Origin of the sequence: Azohydromonas lata, from assembly GCF_034427735.1 — a bacterium.
In the GTDB taxonomy this organism is placed as follows: domain Bacteria; phylum Pseudomonadota; class Gammaproteobacteria; order Burkholderiales; family Burkholderiaceae_C; genus Azohydromonas; species Azohydromonas lata.
The window spans coordinates 58,203-77,085 of the sequence record NZ_JAXOJX010000012.1 but is presented as its reverse complement, the minus strand read 5'-3'; the positions used below and the strand labels follow the sequence as shown (position 1 = coordinate 77,085).

The 18,883-nt window shown below is 69.1% G+C and carries 17 protein-coding genes and 1 pseudogene; 12 read left to right on the top strand and 6 right to left on the bottom strand.

Features of this window, described 5'->3' with window-relative positions; translation table 11 throughout:
* Window positions 1-100: 100 nt before the first annotated feature.
* A pseudogene (gene lipA, locus SM757_RS09885) lies at window positions 101-1,054 on the bottom strand (lipoyl synthase); the annotation flags it as partial.
* A 351-nt stretch (window positions 1,055-1,405) separates the two neighbouring features.
* Here lipA and SM757_RS09880 point away from each other — a divergent pair.
* The 9 genes from SM757_RS09880 (at window position 1,406) to SM757_RS09840 (ending at window position 9,837) form a co-directional block, all read left to right on the top strand.
* Window positions 1,406-2,413, top strand: a complete 1,008-nt coding sequence (locus SM757_RS09880; RefSeq protein WP_322465316.1) for a thiamine pyrophosphate-dependent dehydrogenase E1 component subunit alpha — start codon at window positions 1,406-1,408, stop codon at window positions 2,411-2,413.
* A gap of 30 nt (window positions 2,414-2,443) precedes the next feature.
* Window positions 2,444-3,484, top strand: coding sequence for an alpha-ketoacid dehydrogenase subunit beta (locus tag SM757_RS09875; RefSeq protein WP_322465315.1), 1,041 nt, complete (start codon window positions 2,444-2,446; stop codon window positions 3,482-3,484).
* Window positions 3,481-3,735 (top strand): lipoyl domain-containing protein, encoded by a 255-nt coding sequence (locus tag SM757_RS09870; RefSeq protein ID WP_322465314.1) that lies wholly within the window; start codon window positions 3,481-3,483, stop codon window positions 3,733-3,735. The genes SM757_RS09875 and SM757_RS09870 overlap by 4 nt, the downstream gene beginning before the upstream one ends.
* On the top strand, window positions 3,732-4,421 hold the full coding sequence (locus SM757_RS09865; RefSeq protein ID WP_322465313.1) for a 2-oxo acid dehydrogenase subunit E2: 690 nt from the start codon (window positions 3,732-3,734) through the stop codon (window positions 4,419-4,421). The genes SM757_RS09870 and SM757_RS09865 overlap by 4 nt, the downstream gene beginning before the upstream one ends.
* Complete coding sequence (locus SM757_RS09860) at window positions 4,418-5,185, top strand: lipoyl protein ligase domain-containing protein (RefSeq protein WP_322465312.1); 768 nt, start codon at window positions 4,418-4,420, stop codon at window positions 5,183-5,185. The genes SM757_RS09865 and SM757_RS09860 overlap by 4 nt, the downstream gene beginning before the upstream one ends.
* Window positions 5,186-5,264: 79 nt before the next feature.
* Window positions 5,265-5,867, top strand: coding sequence for a gluconate 2-dehydrogenase subunit 3 family protein (locus tag SM757_RS09855; RefSeq protein WP_322465311.1), 603 nt, complete (start codon window positions 5,265-5,267; stop codon window positions 5,865-5,867).
* A 21-nt stretch (window positions 5,868-5,888) separates the two neighbouring features.
* Entirely contained in the window at window positions 5,889-7,463 is a 1,575-nt protein-coding gene (locus SM757_RS09850; protein WP_322465310.1) for a GMC family oxidoreductase, read from the top strand.
* A 138-nt stretch (window positions 7,464-7,601) separates the two neighbouring features.
* Window positions 7,602-9,041: a dihydrolipoyl dehydrogenase gene (lpdA, locus tag SM757_RS09845; RefSeq protein ID WP_322465309.1), complete on the top strand. Its 1,440-nt coding sequence runs from the start codon at window positions 7,602-7,604 to the stop codon at window positions 9,039-9,041.
* A gap of 49 nt (window positions 9,042-9,090) precedes the next feature.
* The gene (locus SM757_RS09840; protein WP_456062119.1) at window positions 9,091-9,837 is read left to right on the top strand and encodes an alpha/beta fold hydrolase; all 747 of its coding nucleotides are present in this window, start codon (window positions 9,091-9,093) and stop codon (window positions 9,835-9,837) included.
* A 58-nt stretch (window positions 9,838-9,895) separates the two neighbouring features.
* Here SM757_RS09840 and SM757_RS09835 read toward each other — a convergent pair whose 3' ends face one another.
* Entirely contained in the window at window positions 9,896-10,918 is a 1,023-nt protein-coding gene (locus tag SM757_RS09835) for an NAD(+)/NADH kinase (RefSeq protein ID WP_322465307.1), read from the bottom strand.
* A 527-nt stretch (window positions 10,919-11,445) separates the two neighbouring features.
* Here SM757_RS09835 and SM757_RS09830 point away from each other — a divergent pair.
* The 3 genes from SM757_RS09830 to SM757_RS09820 all read left to right on the top strand — a co-directional run bounded on the left by SM757_RS09830 (window position 11,446) and on the right by SM757_RS09820 (window position 14,703).
* Window positions 11,446-13,053, top strand: a complete 1,608-nt coding sequence (locus SM757_RS09830; protein WP_322465306.1) for a sigma-54-dependent Fis family transcriptional regulator — start codon at window positions 11,446-11,448, stop codon at window positions 13,051-13,053.
* Window positions 13,016-13,438, top strand: a complete 423-nt coding sequence (locus tag SM757_RS09825; RefSeq protein ID WP_322465305.1) for an AAA-type ATPase lid domain-containing protein — start codon at window positions 13,016-13,018, stop codon at window positions 13,436-13,438. The genes SM757_RS09830 and SM757_RS09825 overlap by 38 nt, the downstream gene beginning before the upstream one ends.
* Window positions 13,439-13,599: 161 nt before the next feature.
* Entirely contained in the window at window positions 13,600-14,703 is a 1,104-nt protein-coding gene (locus tag SM757_RS09820) for a porin (protein ID WP_322465304.1), read from the top strand.
* 233 nt (window positions 14,704-14,936) lie between these two features.
* Here the strand turns inward: SM757_RS09820 and SM757_RS09815 are convergent, their stop codons facing one another.
* From SM757_RS09815 to SM757_RS09800, 4 genes are all read right to left on the bottom strand, one after another.
* A complete protein-coding gene (locus SM757_RS09815) occupies window positions 14,937-15,713 on the bottom strand; it encodes a FadR/GntR family transcriptional regulator (RefSeq protein WP_322465303.1) in 777 nt (258 codons plus the stop codon).
* A gap of 213 nt (window positions 15,714-15,926) precedes the next feature.
* Window positions 15,927-16,895, bottom strand: coding sequence for a D-erythronate dehydrogenase (denD, locus tag SM757_RS09810; protein WP_322465302.1), 969 nt, complete (start codon window positions 16,893-16,895; stop codon window positions 15,927-15,929).
* A gap of 60 nt (window positions 16,896-16,955) precedes the next feature.
* On the bottom strand, window positions 16,956-17,990 hold the full coding sequence (locus tag SM757_RS09805; protein ID WP_322465301.1) for a TRAP transporter substrate-binding protein: 1,035 nt from the start codon (window positions 17,988-17,990) through the stop codon (window positions 16,956-16,958).
* Window positions 17,991-18,092: 102 nt separating this feature from the next.
* Entirely contained in the window at window positions 18,093-18,878 is a 786-nt protein-coding gene (locus SM757_RS09800) for a hydroxypyruvate isomerase family protein (protein ID WP_322465300.1), read from the bottom strand.
* Window positions 18,879-18,883 lie beyond the last annotated feature (5 nt).

Here is an 18,883-nt window from a genome sequence, read left to right as displayed (position 1 = left end):
CACGCCGTTCCACGCCTTGAGATTCGACACCCTCATGACCTCGGGACGCACCGTCGATCAAGCTTCGCCTTGCGCGCACGATCGCGCCACTCCTGGGTCCGACACCCGCATCGCTGGCCTGCTGGTCCGCGTGGTAGCTGGAACGCACCATCGCGCCCACGGCGGCGTGGGTGAAACCCATCTTGTAGGCCTCGTCCTCGAACATCTTGAAGGTGTCCGGGTGCACGTAGCGGCGCACCGGCAGGTGGTGGCCGCTGGGCGCGAGGTACTGGCCCAAGGTCAGCATGTCGATGCCGTGCGCGCGCATGTCACGCATGACTTCCAGGATTTCCTCGTCCGTCTCGCCCAGGCCGACCATGAGGCCGCTCTTGGTCGGCACGCCAGGGACGGCTTCCTTGAAGCGCTGCAGCAGCGTGAGGCTGAACTGGTAGTCGGCGCCCGGGCGCGCTTCCTTGTACAGGCGCGGCACGGTCTCCAGGTTGTGGTTCATCACGTCCGGCGGCGCTTCCTTCAGGATGTCCAGCGCCTTGTCCAGGCGGCCGCGGAAGTCGGGCGTCAGCACCTCGATCTGCGTTGAAGGCGACAGCTCGCGCGTCTTGCGGATGCACTCCACAAAGTGGCCGGCGCCGCCGTCGCGCAGGTCGTCGCGGTCCACGCTGGTGATGACCACGTACTTGAGCTTGAGCGCCGCAATCGTCTGCGCCAGGTTCTGCGGCTCGTTGACGTCCAGCGGGTCCGGGCGGCCGTGGCCGACGTCGCAGAACGGGCAGCGCCGCGTGCACTTGTCGCCCATGATCATGAAGGTCGCCGTGCCCTTGCCGAAGCACTCGCCGATGTTCGGGCAGGAGGCTTCCTCGCACACGGTGTGCAGCTTGTGCTCGCGCAGCGTCTGCTTGATCTCGTAGAAGCGCGTCGTGGGCGAACCGGCCTTCACGCGTATCCACTCCGGCTTCTTGAGCACTTCGGCCGGCACCACCTTGATGGGGATGCGTGAAGTCTTGGCCTGCGCCTTTTGCTTGGCGGTGGGGTCGTAGGGGGAAGGCTGGCTTGCCATGGGTCGGTCTCCGGTTGAAGTCCGGCAGCCGGCGCAAGTCCCGTGCCGCGCAAGGCCAGTCCCCAACGGCTAGCGCCCCCGCCCTTGCGCCGCTCCCGCCAAGGCCACGCCGGCGTGGTGCGACAGCTGTCGCGCTGTCGCAGGCGCGCGCAACAGCTGTCGTGCATGCGGCGAAACACGCCCCCCGTCGCCCATGGCGCGCGCCCACGGACCATCCCTGTGAAACGCGTTGCCATGAGGTCCTAACCACCGGGCGCGAAAGCGCTGGCACGGCCCGTGCAAAAGAGTGCTTGCCTCGGCAATGGCATCGCAGCCGCGAAGGCCAATGCCCATTCATCCAAGGAGACGGCGATGAGCGCAACGACGGAGCACATGCTCTGGATGTACGAGAAGATGGTTGAGATCCGCGAGTACGAGGAGACCATGTCCAAGGTCTACCTCGAAGGCAAGTTGCCGCCGCACATTCAGAAGGGCTTAGCCTTCGACATTGGCGGCGGGCCGGTGCCCGGTGAGATGCACCTGGCCGCCGGCCAGGAGCCGGTGGCCGTGGGCGTGTGTGCACACCTGCGAACCGACGACACCGTCGTCGGCTCGCACCGGCCCCACCACTTCGCGATCGCCAAGGGCGTGCCCCTGGACCCGATGACCGCCGAGATGTTCGGCAAGGACACGGGCCTGGGCCGCGGCAAGGGCGGGCACATGCACCTTTTCGACCCGGCGCACAAGTTCAGCTGCAGCGGAATCATCGGCGCCAGCCTGCCGCCGGCCTGTGGAGCGGCGCTGGTGGCCAAGAAGCGTGGTACCGATGCCGTGGCGGTGGCCTTCTTCGGTGAAGGCGCAACCAACCAGGGTGCGTTCCATGAGTCGCTGAACCTGGCGTCGCTGTGGAAGCTCCCCGTGCTGTTCGTCTGCGAGGACAACAAGTACGCGATCTCGGTCGAGAAGTCCGAATCGACCTCCGTTGCCTGGAACGCCGATCGCGCCAGCGCCTACGGCATGCCGGGCGTGCTGGTGGAGCACAACGACGCGCTGGCCGTCTACGAGGCCGCCGGCGCAGCCATTGCGCGGGCACGCCGCGGCGAAGGGCCGACGCTGCTGGAGGTCAAGACCGACCGCTACTTTGGCCACTTCCAGGGCGACCCCGAGGCGTACCGCCGCAAGGGCGAGGTCGCCGAGCTGAAGAAGAACGACCCGATCGCGAGGCTCGCCGGCCAGTTGCGCCGCCAGGGCCTGCTCGATGACGCGCGCGAAAACGCGCTGCGTGCCGACGTGCGCCAGCGCGTGGCGCAGGCCTTCGAGTACGGCCGCAGCAGCCCCTATCCGAAACCCGAGGACGCGCTGCTGCACGTCTTTGCCTGAGCGTCCAGACCCGATCGCAAGGAAACATCAATGACCACGACCCGCAAGCTCACGATGGCGCAGGCCATTTCGGAAGCCATCGCGCAGGAGATGGCGCGCGACCCCGACGTTTTCGTTCTGGGCGAGGACATCGGCAAGTACGGCGGCATTTTCGGTGCCACCGGCGGCCTGCTGGAAAAATTCGGCAAGGACCGCATCATGGACACGCCCATCTCGGAGACCGCATTCATCGGTACCGCGATCGGCGCCGCGGCTGAGGGCATGCGCCCCATCGCCGAGATCATGTTCGTCGACTTCTTCGGCGTTTGCATGGACATGATCTACAACCACATGGCCAAGAACACCTACATGGCCGGCGGCAACATCCGGCTGCCCATGGTGCTGATGGCGGCCACCGGTGGCGGCTACAACGATGCCGCGCAGCACTCGCAGTGCCTGTGGTCCACCTTCGCGCACATGCCCGGCATGAAGGTGGTCGTGCCCTCCAACGCCTACGATGCCAAGGGCCTGATGATGCAGGCCATCCGGGACGACAACCCGGTGATGTTCCTGTTCCACAAGGGGATCATGGGGCTGCCCTGGATGTCCTACTTCGAGGGCAGCACGACGGACGTGCCCACCGAGGCCTACGCCATTCCCTTCGGCCAGGCGCGCGTCGTGCGCGAGGGCAGCGACGTGACCATCGTCACGCTCAGCCAAATGGTGCAGAAGGCCGTGCTTGCCGCCAACGAGCTGGCCGGCGAGGGCATCTCCGCCGAGATCGTTGACCTGCGCACCCTGGTGCCGCTGGACCGCGCCACGGTGCTGCAGTCAGTGCGCAAGACCGGCCGCCTGCTGGTTGCCGACGAAGACTACCTGAGCTTCGGCCTAACGGGTGAGATCGCCGCGCTGATCGCGGAGAACCTCGACAGCGTCGTGCTCAAGGCGCCGGTGCGCCGCCTGGCCGTGCCGGACGTGCCCATCCCGTTCAGCCGCCCGCTCGAACAGTTCGTCATTCCCCAGGTTCAACACATCGCCACCGCCGCGCGCCAGCTGATGAACGCGCGCCGCCCTGAAGGAGCTCTCGCATGAACATCGAAATCACCCTTCCCGCCGACGCCTGGCAGGACGTCGAGCCCGGCACCGAGGCGCTGGTCGAGGAATGGCTCGTCGCCGAAGGCAGCACCGTCGCGGCCGGCCAGACCCTGGCCAGCGTCGTGGTGGTCAAGGCCAACCACGACATCGTCGCGCCGCAGGCCGGCGTACTGGAGAAGATCCTGGTTGAGGCCGAGAGCACGTTCAAGCCCGGCCAAGCGCTGGCCATGCTCAGGAGCGCGGCATGAGCGAAGCCGTGGCAGCCACGGCGCCGGCGCTGATCCCGCTCAAGGGACTGCGTGGCAGCATCGCACGCAACATGAGCGCGGGCTGGCAGGCGCCGCGCGTGGCCATGGCCGTGGACGTCGACATGACCGCCTGCCAGGCACTGCAGGCCTGCGTCGCGGAGCAAGGCACGAAGCTGACGCCGACCGCACTGGTCGTGCGCGCCGCGGCGCTGGCGCTGCGCCGCCACCCCGCAATGAACGCGCTGATGCGCGAGGGCGGCATCGAGCGTGCCCCGGACGTGCACGTCGGCCTGGCGGTGGCCGTCGACGGTGGGTTGGCCGTGCCGGTGCTGCGCGAGGCCGACACCAAGTCGGCCACGCAGCTGGCGGCCGAAGCACGCGAGCTTGCCGCGGCGGCGCGCGCAGGACAGCTGCCGCCGCGTGCCTACCAGGGCGGCACCTTCACCGTCACCAGCCTGGGGATGACCGGTATCGACTGGTTCACGCCGATCCTGAACCCGCCACAAGTGGGCATCCTGGGCGTCAGTCGCGTGATCGAACGGGCCGTGGTACGCGGCGCAACGGTCGTGCCCGCACCGATGACCACGTTGAGCCTGATTTTCGATCATCGCGCCATCGATGGCCATCCGGCCGCGCTGTTCCTGCGCGAGCTGGCGGACCTGCTCGAACAGGCACGCGAGCTGTGAGTGCGAGCGACCCCATCCTGACCGGTGGCGGCGTGGCCTGCGCCGAGCAGCGCTGGAACGAGGCGCAGCTGCTGCAGCCGCCCACCAACCCGGTGGCGCGGCTGTGGCATTACGACGCGCCGGCCGTCGTGCTGGGCTGCTCGCAGCGGCGGCTGCTGGCCACGGTGGACGACCGCTGCGAGCTGCCGGTGCTGCTGCGCGACGCGGGCGGCGGTGCCGTGCTGGTCGGGCCGTGGATGCTGGGGCTCTCGGTGGCACTGCCGGCCGCCCACGAGCTGGTGCGTGGCGGGCCCGTGCCGGCCTACCGCTGGCTCGGTGAGGCGCTGGCCGGCGTGCTGCGGCGCTTCGGCATCGCGGCGACGGCGCTGGCGCCGACGGCACTCGCCGCATCGCGCGCCGACGACCCGCTGGCGTGGGCCTGCTACGGCGGGCTCTCTCCCTGGGAGGTCGTGGCGCAGGAGAAAAAGCTCGTCGGCCTAGCCCAGGTACGCCGGCGCACCGGCGTGCTGCTCGTGGGCGGGCTGCTGCTGGCGCCGCCGCCCTGGGCACTGCTGTGCCGCGTGCTTGGCCGACCCGAGGCCGATGCGCGGGCGCTGGCCGCGCGCACGACCTCTGTGCAGGAGACGGCCGGCCGCGACGTACCGGTGCAGGCGCTGGCCAAGGCCGTCGAGCAAGCACTGCTGCAGGCCTGGCAGCCACCGGCCGCCACGGCACGCCAGCCGGCGTCGCCCAGCGACCTGGATTGGGCCTGCGCCGGGGCGTGAGCCACCGGCGCAGGCAACCAGGGTACGCGCCCCAGCGTCGAGGGTGCGTTTGCAACCAATGAATGCAAGGATATTCCCAATGAAGATGGAGACAACCGGCCGCGCCTGCGAGGGCGCCCCGGCCAACGACCCGCCGTCCATGCGGCATCCGGAAAAGCGACCTCAACTCGATCGCCGTGGCTTCATGCGCAGCGGCGGCCTGGCCGCCATCGGCGTGAGCGTCGTGCCCGCGACGCTCACGATGATGCCCGCCGAGGTCTACGCCAAGTCCTTCGGGACGCTGGGCGAGACCGCGGGCCGCACGCTGATCAAGATGGCGCGCGACATCTTTCCGCACGACAAGCTGCCCGACCGCTTCTATGCCGAGGCCGTCACGCCCTACGACACCAAGGCCGCCAACGACCGCGCGCTCAGGACGCTGCTGCTGGGCGGCGTGGCCGACCTCGACACGCGTGCGCGCCGACAGCACGGCCAGCCCTACCTCGACGTGCCCAGCGAAAACGAGCGCGTCGCGCTGCTCAAGGCCATCGAGCCCGGTGCCTTCTTCCAGAAAGTCAAGGGTGACCTCATCACCGGCCTCTACAACAACAAGGCGCTGTGGCCGCTGTTCGGCTATGAAGGGTCGTCCTGGGAAAAGGGTGGCTACGTGAACCGCGGCTTCAACGACATCGACTGGCTCTGAGGCCCGCTGGCAGGAAGCAACATGACACCCAAGTACAAGCTCAGCGACGACAGCGTGGTCGTCATCATCGGCTCGGGCGCAGGCGGGGGGACGCTGGCCAACGAGCTGGCGCAGCGCGGCGTCAAGTGCGTCGTGCTGGAGGCCGGCAAGCACTGGACACAGGCGGACTTCGAGAACGACGAATGGGCGATGTTCAACAAGATCTCTTGGCTGGACAAGCGCATCTCGGCCGGCGGCTGGCACCACACCAAGACCTACCCCCACCTGCCGGCGTGGATCGTCAAGGGCGTCGGCGGTTCGACCGTGCATTGGTCCGGCGTCGCGCTGCGCTTTCGCCCGCACGACTTCCAGACCCGCACCATCTACGGTGAGGTGCCCGGCGCCAACGTCCTCGACTGGCCGCTGGGCTATGACGAGCTCGCTCCGTTCTACGACCTGGCCGAAAAGAAGATGGGTGTCGCGGGCTCGAAGGCAAGCGGCCAGCCCGAGATGCCGCCCAACAACCACTACCGCGTGATCGAGGCGGGAGCGCGGGCGGTGGGCTACAAGCAAATCGTCCGCCCGGCGGCCTCCAACTCGGCACCCTACGACGGGCGCCCGGCCTGCCAGCAGATCGGCTTTTGCATGCAAGGCTGCAAAATCGGCGCGAAGTGGTCCACGCTGTACACCGAGATCCCGCGCGCGGTCGCGACCGGCCTCGTGGAACTGCGGCCCGAGAGCATGGTGCTGCGCATCGAGCACGACAAGTCGGGCAAGGCCACGGGCGTGCTGTATGCCGACAAGTCCGGCCGCAAGCATCTGCAGAAGGCCCGCGTGGTGTGCGTTGCCGGCAACTCCATCGAGTCAGCCCGGCTGCTGTTGAACTCCGCCTCGTCGATGTTCCCGGATGGTCTGGGCAACAGCTCAGGCCAGGTCGGCCGCAACTACATGAACCATTCGACGGCCGCGGCCGTGTCCATCAACCGCAAGCCGGTCTACATGTACCGCGGCTTCGACATCGCCGCGGTGGTGGCCGACGAGGTCGCGCTGGACACCAAGCGCGGTTTCTTCGGCGGCTACTACCTCGAAGGCCTGGCGCTGCACCTGCCCTACACCGCCGCCTTCATGAAGCCGGGCGGCTGGGGACGCGACGTGACGTCGGCACTGGAGATGTACGACCACATGAGCTGCGTGTGGGTCTGCGGCGAGGATCTCGCACGCGAGCAGAACTCGATCACGCTGCACCCGACCGAGAAGGACCAGTACGGCCTGCCCGTCCCCATCGTGACCAAGACCTACCACGAGAACGACGAGCGCCTCGCGGCCCATGGCCTGCAGCAGTGGCGCAAGCTCTCGGAGGCGGTGGGCGCCACCCGCGTGATCGACATGCCGGCCTACCCCGCCAGCCACAACATGGGCACGAACCGCATGAGCGCCAAGCCGCGCGACGGCGTGGTCAACAAGTGGGGCCAGTCGCACGACGTGAAGAACCTGTTCGTCTCTGACGGCAGCCAGTTCACATCCAGCTCCGCGGCGAACCCGACGCTGACCATCGTCGCGCTGGCGATCCGCCAGGCCGGGCACATCGCCGAGGCGATGCAGCGCCGCGACCTCTGAGCGTCGCCCTACCCGGCGCACCCGGGCCGGGACCCCTTGTCTCCTTGGTGCGGACCCACGAGGCTGGGCCGCACGGCTTGGCTGCCGTCGCCGCACGCGTGCAACGGCAGCCATTTTTTGGACTGTATGGACATGAACATGCACACTGAACCCGTCGATCTTCCCGACGCCGATGTCGTCGTGCTGGGCGGCGGCCCCGGCGGCTATACGGCCGCGTTCCGCGCGGCCGACCTGGGCCGCCAGGTGCTGATCGTCGATGAGGCTGCAACCCTGGGCGGCGTCTGCCTGAACGTGGGCTGTATCCCGTCCAAGGCCCTGCTGCATGCCGCCAAGGTGATCACGGACGCCCAGGCGATGCAGTCTCACGGCATCCGCTTCGCACCGCCGGAGATCGACCTGGCCGCACTGCGCGGCTTCAAGGACGGGGTGGTCGCCAAGCTCACGCGCGGGCTGGCCGGGCTTGCGCGCCAGCGCAAGGTCGGCGTGCTGCGCGGGCGGGCGCGCTTCGCCTCGCCCACCCAATTGCTGGTCGAGACGGCCGAGGGCCCTCGCCGCCTGCGCTTTGCCCAGTGCATCGTGGCAGCGGGGTCTGCTCCCGTCGTGCCCCCCGGGCTGGCCCTGGACGATCCGCGGCTCATGGACTCCACCGGCGCGCTGGCCCTGGCCGACGTGCCCAAGCGCCTGCTGATTGTCGGTGGCGGGATCATTGGGCTGGAGATGGCCACCGTCTACGAAGCGCTCGGCTCGCGCGTGTCGGTGGTCGAGATGGCCGATGGCCTGATGCCGGGCGCCGACCGCGACCTCGTCAAGGTACTGGAGACCCGGCTGCGCAAGCGCTGCGAGGCCGTGCTGTGCGCAACGCGCGTGCGCGCGATCGAGGCACGCCCCGAAGGCCTGCGCGTGCATTTCGAGGGCGGCGCCGCGCCGGCCGAGCCCCAGCTCTACGACCGCGTGCTCCTGGCCATCGGGCGCCGGCCCAACGGCCACGCGCTCCAGGTGGACGCCGCGGGGCTGGAGCTCGATGCCCGCGGCTTCATCCCGGTGGACCGGCACTGCCGCACCAGCGTACCGGGCATCTATGCCATCGGCGACATCGCCGGCGCGCCGATGCTCGCCCACAAGGCCAGCCGCCAGGGCCGCGTTGCCGCCGAGCACATTGCCGGCCTGGACAGCGCTTTCGACGTGCGCACCATCCCCAGCATCGCCTACACCGACCCCGAGGTGGCCTGGATGGGCCTGACCGAGACGCAGGCCCAGGCCGAGGGCATCGCCTACGAGCGCGGCGTGTTCCCCTGGGCCGCCTCCGGCCGCGCGCTGGGTGCGGGTCGCGACGACGGCTTCACCAAGCTGCTGGTCGAGCCCGGCACGGGGCGCGTGCTGGGGGCCGGCATCGTGGGCGTGCATGCCGGCGAGCTGCTGGCCGAGGCGGTGCTGGCGCTGGAGCAGGGCCTGGGCATCGACGAGCTGGCGCACGCGGTGCATGCGCATCCGACCTTGTCCGAGTCGGTGGCCCTGGCGGCCGAGATCGTGGACGGCTCCATCACGGACCTGTTCATGCCGCGCAAGCCCGGGCGCTGACGTGGCCCCCTGCGCGTTGTTTGCCCGCAGCCAGGGGCACGGCCCGCCCGTGCTCCTGCTGCACGGTCTGTTCGGCGCCGCGCACCACTGGCACGACATCGCGCGCCGCCTCGCTCCACGCGGCGAAATCGTGACGGCGGACCTGCGCAACCACGGCCGCTCGCCGCACATGCCGCACATGGACTACGCGGCGATGGCGGACGACGTGCTGGCATTGCTTGACGCGCGCGGCATCGAGCGGGCAAGCATCGTGGGACACAGCATGGGCGGCAAGGTGGCGATGGCGATGGCGCTGCGCGCGCCCGACCGTGTCAGCCGCCTGGCGGTGGTCGACATCGCGCCGGTCGCCTACCCGGACCGTTACGGCGAGCTGATCCGCGCCGCCCAGGCGCTGGACTTGCGCACGCTGCGCAGCCGCGCGCAGGCCGACGCCCGGCTCGCCGCGCACATCGCGCAGCCGGCGCTGCGGGCCATGCTGCTGCAGAACCTGCGGCCGGACCCGCAGGGCGTTTGGTGCTGGCGCATCGGCTGGGCCGGCATCCTGGCCAGCCTGCAGGCGCTGTGCGGCTTTCCAAACGATCTGGCCGGGGCCCATGGCGGCATGCCGGCGCTGTTCGTCAAGGGCGGTGTTTCGGACCATGTCGATGGCGCGGGGGAACAAGCCATCCTGGCGCACTTCCCGCAAGCGCAGATCGTCAGCCTGGCCGGCGCCGGCCATTGGGTCCAGGCGGAGCAGCCCGACGCCCTGGCACGGCTGCTGGCGGGCTTTCTTTTCGAGGCAGCCGCCTTGGCCTGAACCGCCAGCAGCCCGGTGCAAGGTGCTTCGCGAGCGCCGGCACCCGGCGCCGCGTTGATCAGCCGGCGTTGGGCTCCGCGCCGTCCACCAGCAGGCCGTGACGCGCTGCGTGGGCCAGCGTGGCCTCCACGGCCAGCGTCCGCGGGCCGTCGAGACGCAGCTCGACGCTCAGGCCCGCGCCGGTGTCGAACTCGATCTCGCGCTCGCCATCCAGGGCCAGCGTGCCCTGGCCGGCCGGCAGCCGGACCGGCTCTCCGGGGTGCATGGTCTCGACAGCCGCCACCGAGACGGCCTCCAGCGCACCGGGCAGGATGGGCGCCCACAGCCGCTGGCCCGCACCGAAGCGCACGTGCACGCCGCACGGTTCACTGCGCGCCACCGGGTGCAGCAGACCGGCAATGGAGGACAGGCCGATCACCTTCGGCTCGGCGAAGCTGGCGAAGAGCTCGCTCAGCGTGCCGCCGTCGCCGACGGCACGCGCTCCCAGCCAGGGCTCGCGCGACACGCCCACGTCGACCAGCGCCCGCTCGTCCACACCAGCGCCCCGCACGTGCAGCACCTTGTTGGCGCTGAGGCTGACTTCGGCCGGTACGCGGCCGGTGGCCGCCAGTGCGGCGGCCATGCCCACCAGCGTCGCCTCGCGTCGGTCCGGAAACGCGTTGTTGGTGCCTGTGGACAGCGTGGCCAGTGGCACCGAGCCGCAGTGCGATGCGACCGCGCGGTGTGTGCCGTCACCGCCGAGCACGGCGATCAGCGCAGCGCCCCGGGCGCGCAGCCACCCGGCGGCAGCGGCGCTGTCGCCAGGACCGTCGATCACGGCCATGTCGATCAGGCGCACCGCCGGCATGGGCACGCCACGGCGAACGGCGTCCGCCGCCTCTTCGCGCACGCGCTGCGCGATGCCGGCCCGGTCCGGGACCATCCAGGCCTCGGCCACGCCCAGCCGTCCCATCGGGGCGAGCAGGCGCAGCACGGTCTGGACCTTTTCGTGGGTTGGGAAGACCGATGCCCAGGCAAGCAGGCGCCGGATGTCACGCCCGGAAGACGGGTTGGCGATGACGCCGATCGAGGCAGGGATCAACGGGTGTCCTTCTTCAGAAACGGTGGCGGGCTGGTCGTCGGCGACTCGGTCGTCTTCAGGTTCTGCCGCGGATCGCTGCCGGCCCAGGCAACGGCATCCACGCAAGCGATGCAGCGCGAACAGCGTCGCGCGCTTGGTGTGCAGCATTCATGCCACCGGCGCGGCAGTGTGCTTGCCTGGGTTGACCCAGGCCACACGGCGTGCGCAGCCGACATTGGTGGCGTCGTGCGGTACGGTTGTGGCATCAACAGCTGCCGCATACCCGGCTCTCACTGCTCCCTGCGACAGGTGTCGCCTGTGACGCATCTGCTTGGCGACAGATGTCTCACTCGTGCCCACGCGGGAACGCCGTCCACCCGGCGCCGAGACGCTGCAGGCTGCATGGCACGGGTCTCGCTATTGCGCAGGCAGCTGATCGCCACCCGGGGGCATGCTGTTGGGATATCGAGATGGGCCAAGCAACGGGCAGCGCTCCGGTCGGTGACCGTCAGACCGCCACCAGAGCGCCCGGATCGAGGAGACATCCCATGGCCAATGCATTGACCCGCCACATCGACAACGTCATTGCCGTCGGCAGTGGCGCAAGCACGCTGCCGCACAGCGACGCCGCATCCATGTTCCACCGCTCGTGGGCGCGGTGCATTTCTCAGTATGGACTGGACCCGACGCAGCCTAAGCGGGCGCGCATCCTGCCTTCGGAGGTCGTTCGCAGGCACCAGCAGCGCATGGATGGTTTCCTGCGCGTGGCACGCTCCGGCATGGAGGATCTGTACCGCCGTGTCGCCGACTTGGCCTACATGGTGCTGTTGACCGATGCCGACGGCATCACCGTGGACTACATCGGCAACGCAGCGACCGAACCGCAACTCAGGGCCGCCGGCCTCATCCTGGGTGCGGACTGGAGCGAGGCGAATGCCGGCACCTGCGGCGTGGGCACCAGCCTGATCGAGCGCAAGGCCATCACCTGTCACCATGCGGACCACTTCGATGCGACCCACATTGGGCTGACCTGCAGCTCGGCGCCGCTGTTCGCACCGGACGGAGAGTTGCTCGGCGTGCTCGACGTATCGGCGCTGCAGTCACCCTCCGCACGCGAGAGCCAGCACCTCGTACGCCAGCTGGTGGCGATGTATGCGCAAATGATCGAGGACGCCAACTTCCTGAGCAGCTTCGGCCGGCACTGGATCCTGCGGCTGGGCCAGGCCTGCGGGCTGGTCGAGGTCGCGGGCGAGGTGATGTTCGCATTCGACGAGGATGCGGTGATCGTCGGTGCGAACAGTGGCGCGCGACGCCGCTTCGGCGCGCCCTCGCCGGGCGAGGCGGCTCCAACATCGCTGCTCGGCCGCAACCTGCTGGAATTATTGGACATGGGTTTTGACGCGCTGTGGGCGCTCGCGCGCGCAAACGCGCCCACCGCCCGCGAAGTGGTGGGCCGCTATCCCTTCCACAACGAGCGCTTCTTTCCTGCGGTGATGCCGCCGCGTACCCGGGCGGGTACCGCAGCAGCGGCCATGCCGGTGCGCACCGCGGCACCGGCGGCGGGCGTGCGCCCCGGCGCGCTGGATCGGCTGGCCGGCGACGACCCCGGCATGCAGACACTGATCAGCCACGCCAAGCGCCTGGTCGACAGCCAGGTCAGCCTGCTGATCCAAGGTGAAACGGGTGCCGGCAAGGAGGTGCTGGCCAAGGCGCTGCGCGACCACAGCGCGCGGGCTCGCAAGCCTTTCGTCGCCGTCAACTGCGCCTCGATCCCGGAAACCTTGATCGAGAGCGAGCTGTTCGGCTACACGCCGGGCTGCTTCACCGGTGGCAGAAGCAAGGGCATGAAGGGCCTGATCGCACAGTCGGACGGCGGCACGCTCTTCCTGGACGAGATCGGCGACATGCCGCTGCATTTGCAGACCCGCTTCCTGCGGGTGCTCTCCGAGTCGCACGTGCTGCCGCTGGGCGCCGATCAGCCCATCGCGGTGAAGCTCAACGTCGTTGCAGCCACGCACCGCGACCTGCGCGTGGCCATCGAGCGGGGCCAATTCCGGGAGGATCTCTACTACCGCCTGTCCGGCGCGGTCCTGCGGCTGCCGCCACTGCGCGAGCGCCGTGACATGGCGCTTCCTCATCCACACCATCTTCGCTGAGGAGGCCGGCCGCCTCGGCCGCACGGGCAGCCTGACGGCCGAAGCTCTCGCCCTGCTCACCAGCCACCGCTGGCCCGGCAACGTCCGCGAGCTGCGCAACGCGCTGCGCTACGCACTGGCGCTGGCGGGCGACGCGCCGGTGACACCGGCCGACCTGCCCGCCGAGATTGGCCGCGGGAGCGGTGGCATGACGGTGCAGTTCCCCGCCCCTGAGCGCGACACGGGACTGGAGCAGGACCTGCGCCTCGACGCCGGACGCCTGCTGCACGCCTTGCGGCGCCACAAGTGGAACGTCACCGCCGCGGCGCAGGAACTGCACATCTGCCGGGCCACGGTCTACCGGCAGATGAAGCGATTCGGGATCACGGCACCCAACCGGCTGTAGCACGGCCGCCTACAAGTGTCGCGCGGCCTGTCGCTGATGGAGACATCTGTCGCAGGCAAAAGCCGTCTTCCTCCGGCAAATCGACTGGCACGGAATCTGCCAAACGACCCCGCCTCCGTCATCGCTGGAGGCGACAAGCCAACATATTTGAGGAGACAACCATGAAGATGATCCAGCGAGCACTGGCTGCGGCCGCGGTTTGCGCTCAATGTTCTGCCCCGGCTCTGGCCGACACCCAGGTGCAGCTTTACGGCATCGTCGACGCCGGCGTGCTGACTCAGTCGAAATCCCGCGCCGGTGGCAGCCTGACACGCGTCGAGACCAGCGGCCTGCGCCAAAGCGTATGGGGCCTGCGCGGCACCGAAGATCTGGGCAATGGCCTGAAAGCGTTTTTCAACCTCGAGTCGCACTTCGACATGGACACCGGCGCACTGCACGGCAGCGGCGACAGTGCCGGAAGCGGAACGATCCTGTTCCGCCGTCAGGCCAATATCGGCCTGTCCGGCGACTGGGGCTCGTTGACGATCGGACGCCAGTACGGCCCGGCGTTGCTGGCGCACCTGAACACCGAACCGCGTGCCTTCAAGGAGCAGTTTTCCAACCTCTACGCCTGGGCCTACAACCAGCTCGAAGCCCTGGCCGGTGCGGACGCGGTCAACAGCAACAACGACGTGGGGATCTTTTTCAAGAATGCCATCCAGTATCGCAACACCGTTGGCCCGGTAAGCTTCGGCGTGCTCTACTCGCCTGGCGAACAGCCGGGCCATGGCTCACGCAACACGGCCTATGCCGTGGGTGCGGCCTACGACGGACCGGTGATGCTGTCGGCCTCCTACCAGACCATGAAGGACCAGGCCAGCGGCAACCGAAACATCGAACACGCCGGCCTTGGCGGTGCCGTGCCGTTGGGCGCGTTCACGCTGAAGCTGAACTGGTTGCAGGGCAAGAACAGCAATGCCGACGGGATCCGCACGTCCAAGGTCGACGCCATCGGCGCGGGCATCGACTGGAAATGGAACCCGCAGAACACAGCGACGCTGGCCTATTACGACAACAAGGACAAACTCAACACCGAGGACCACACGCGCAACCTGGTGCTCAGCAACGACTACGCGCTGTCGAAGCGAACGACCTTGTACGTGCAGGCCGCCTACGTCGATGCCAAGTCACAGTCCAGCCTGAAGACCAGCATCGTGGCCGACGGCAGTTTCGCCCCTGGCGCGAAGACGACGTTCTTGAACGTCGGCATCAACCACACCTTTTGACAGGATCGCGAGGATGGCGGCTTCGCCCCCGGTCGAAGCGCCCTGGACCACCACGCCGAATGCCGCACCACCGCGGCATGCCGGGCCTGCTGCCATCACTGCACCGGCTCTGAAGGCGAACGAGGGTGCTCATCCTGCGCCGTCGCCGATCCATCAAGCCGAAGCCTCAATCAAGGCCGTCTGACTCGGCGCTGTATGTTGATGACTGCAATTGTCAACGGCGCTCATCCGTTTCAGCGCACGCTCTTGCCAGAGCGCGAGTGCCGGGTCTTTTCCGCCTTGTTGCGCTCCGCCTCCGCGACGGTGATGCGCTCGATCGAGGCTTGCATGTGGCGCAGGGCTGAGGTCCGGGCACCCTCGACATCCTGACGGGCAATGGCCTCTGCGATGGCGGCGTGCTCCAGCTCCACCTGGCGCGCGAAATCCTCGCGCCGGGCTTCGTTGGCACGGGTGACGGTAATCACGTCGCGCAGTGCCCTGCCGATGAAGTCCAGCAGCGAGGTCAGCAGCGGGTTGTCGGCGGCTTGGGCGATGGCAGCGTGGAACGCCATGTCCTCGGCGACGCCGTCACCCCCATCGGCCACCGCATCGGCAATGCGTCGCAGCGCACGCTGGATACGCTCGTTCTGCGCGTCGCTGCGGCGGGCCGCGGCAAGTGCCGCCATCTCGCTTTCCAGGCCACAGCGCACCTCCTGGACCGCGCGGACCTCGATGTCCCCGCCGGGCGCGGCAATGCGGAAAGTATGGGTGGCCTGGGGGCCGAGCACCACGGTGCCGCTGCCCTGGCGGGTTTCCACCAAGCCCTCGGACTTCAGGCGAGACACGGCCTCGCGAATCACGGTCCGGCTGACGCCGAACTGCTGTGCCAGCACCGGCTCCGGCGGCAGCCGGGAGTTCGGCGGGTACGTGCCACCGCGCACCTGCTGCATGAGCGACGCCGTGACACGGTCTGCCAGCGTGCCGCAACCGGGACGGCCAGCGGCTGGGCCTTGCGCCTGCTCAGTCGCCATGGCCACTCCCGGCCCCAAGTCGCTGTGCCTGCCCTTGCCCGGCACGGCCGGGCAGCGGAACGCGCCCGCGTGTCGACGGCACCAGGAACTGTTTGCTGTTGTTCAACACCGCCTCCATCCGATTGCGACCACGCTCCCATGACCATCGGCGTCATGCGAGCGCCATCCCCAGCCGCATGCGCCGTACCGGATTGTCGGTGATGCACGCGCTGCTCAGGCCGCCGTGTGCACGCCGTGGGAGGCCAGGTGAGCCCGGATGATGGACGCGTAGTCGCGGTCGGCCACGAACCCCAGCGTGCGGGCACGCTCGGCGGTGAAGTCGCTGGGCCAGGAGGTGACGATGCGCTCCACGACCGGATCGCGCTCGAAGCGCACACGTGCAGCCACATCGGCGCCGGCCACCTCGCGCAGCGCGCCGATCATCTCGCCCACGGAGACCGAGAGCCCCGGCAGGTTGACCGTGCGGTCGATGCCGAGCAGCGCGCCGTCGAGCGAGATTGCGTGCACGAGGTTGCTCACCGCGCAGTCCGGCGACTGCAGCCACATGCGCACGTCCGTCGAGACGGGGCAAACCGCGGGCAGCCCCGCCAGCGGCTCACGGATGATGCCGCTGGCGAAGCTGGAGGCGGCCTTGTTCGGCGCACCCGGGCGCACGGAGATGGTGGGCAGGCGCAGCGTGACACCGTCGATGTAGCCCTTGCGCGTGTAGTCGCCCACCAACAGCTCGCCAATCGCCTTCTGCACGCCGTAGGAGCTCTGCGGCAGGGCGCGCGTGTCGTCCGCCACCCGCGCCGGCAGCGGCCCACCGAAGGCCGCCACCGAGCTGGTGAACACGACGCGCGGCCGCGTGCCCAGCGCCCGCGCGCGCTCGAGGATGAGCCGCGTGGCATCGACGTTCACGCGCATGCCGAGGTCGAAGTCCGCCTCGGCCTGGCCGCTCACCACCGCGGCCAGGTGGACGATCGTGCCGGTGTGCTCGCCGATCGCGCGCTCCAGCGCCGCCGGGTCGCTGATGTCGGCCGCCACGTGGCACACGCGCGGGTCATCGATGGGTTGGGCCGGGGCAGCCCGGTCCAGCAGCGTGATGCGCTCGACGCTGCGCCCGGCCACGCCTTGTGCGGCCAGCCGCCTGGCCAGCGCGGCGCCGAGGAAGCCGGCTCCGCCGGTGATGAGGACGTTCATGGTTCAGAGGTTATCCATAGGAAACCGGACGTGCCGGCAACAGCGCGAGGCGGCACCCGCTCACTTGGCGCTGACGCGCACCTTGGAGATCTCGGCCAGCATCTGCGCACCGAGCTCGCCGCCCAGCTCCTTCGAGTACTTGCTGATCACAGGCGCAAGCTTCTCCCGCATGCGGGCGGCCTCGGCCGCCGACAGCTCGTTGACCTGCATGCCGCGCTGCTTGAGCTCGGCCAGGAACCGCGCCTCGCTCTTGCGCGAGACGTCGCGCTGGTAGGCCGAGGCTTCGGCCGCGGTCTCGCGCATGAGCTGCTGCTCGTCCGGGGTGAGCTTGTCCCAGACCTTCTTGCTGATCACCACGACATACGGCGTGTAGGTGTGGCGCGTGATGCTCAGGTACTTCTGCACCTCGTTGAACTTGGAGGTGTTGATGGTGCCCAGCGGGTTCTCCTGGCCGTCCACGGCCCTGGATTCCAGCGCGGGGTACACCTCCGGGAACGGCATCGGCACCGCGTTGGCCCCGAGCGTGTTGAACGCGTCGATGTAGACCGGGTTCTGCAGCACCCGGATCTTGAGGCCCTGCAGGTCCTCGATCCGGGTGATCGGGCGCTTGCTGTTGGTGATGCTGCGGAAGCCGTTTTCCATCCAGCCCAGCACTACCATGCCCTTGTCGCTCATCCTGGCCGCGATGGCCTGGCCCACCGGGCCCGCCAGCACGCTGTCGACCTCCTGGGCCGTGTTGAAGGTGAAGGGCAGGTCCAGCAGGCCGATCTCCTTGACCACGCTGGCCATCGGCGACGACGTGATGATGCCCAGCTCCTGCACGCCGCCCTGCACGGCCGAGGTCATCTGCGTGTCGCCGCCGAGCGTGCCGTTGCCGTGCACGCGCACCTTGATCTTGCCGCCGCTGCGCTGCGCCAGCAGCTCGGCCCAGCGCTTGCCGCCCAGCGCGGCGGGATGGTCGTCGGCGATCACGTGGCCCAGCTTGAAGCTGTGCTCGTTGTAGTCCGCCGCCAGGGCGCTGCCGGCGGCCACGCATGCGGCGATCGCCCCCAGCAGGATGCGGCGGGTGTGGTGGAACGAAGGCTTGCTGCTCATGGGATGTCTCCGTGCGGGTTGTGCTGGGCGTGGGAACGGCGTGCCCCGGTGCGGGGCACATCCAAAGGTGGAATCGAGAAGCTGCTGAAGGGAACGCAGGCGCTATGCGGCGATGCCGAGGCGGCGCAGCTCGTGGAGCCAGCCGAAGCTCTCCGCCGTCGGCCCGCTGGGCCGGTATTCCGCGCCGATCCAGCCGCTCCAGCCGAGCCGGTCCGCCTCGCGCAGCACCTCGGGGTAGTTGATTTCGCCACGGTCGGGCTCACCGCGGGCGGGCGCGCCGGCGATCTGGATATGGCCGACCTTGGCAAAGTGACGCCGCAGCCGCGCGATGAGGTCGCCCTGCTGCACCTGCACGTGGTAGCAGTCGAACATGATGCGCAGGCTCGTGAGGCCGGTGCGCTCGATCACCTCCGCGGCCTGATCGACGCTGCTGAGGAAATAACCCGGACGGTCGCGGCCGTTGAGCGGCTCGATGAGCAGCCGCACGCCGCTGCCCTCGGCCAGGCGCACCGCCCTTTCCAGGCCGGCGTGGTAGCTGCGCTGGGCGTCGGCGGCCGGCACGTGGCCCGCCAGGCCGGCCATCACGTGCACCGAGGGCTGGCCCAGCGCCTGCGCATAGTCCAGCGCCTGCCGCACCGAGCGGTCGAAGGCCGCCTCGTGGCCGGGCAGCGCCGCCAGGCCCCACTGGCCGGCTTCGCCGGCGGCGGTATTGATGCCCACCAACGTCAGCGCGTTGTCGTCCAGGACCTGCCGCAGCGTCGCCGCGGCGTGCTCGTAGGGGAACCAGCATTCGACGGCCGAGAAGCCCGCGCGCCGTGCGGCGGCGAAGCGCTCCAGAAACGGCAGCTCGGTGAACAGGATCGAGAGGTTGGCGGAGAACTTCAGCATGGTGG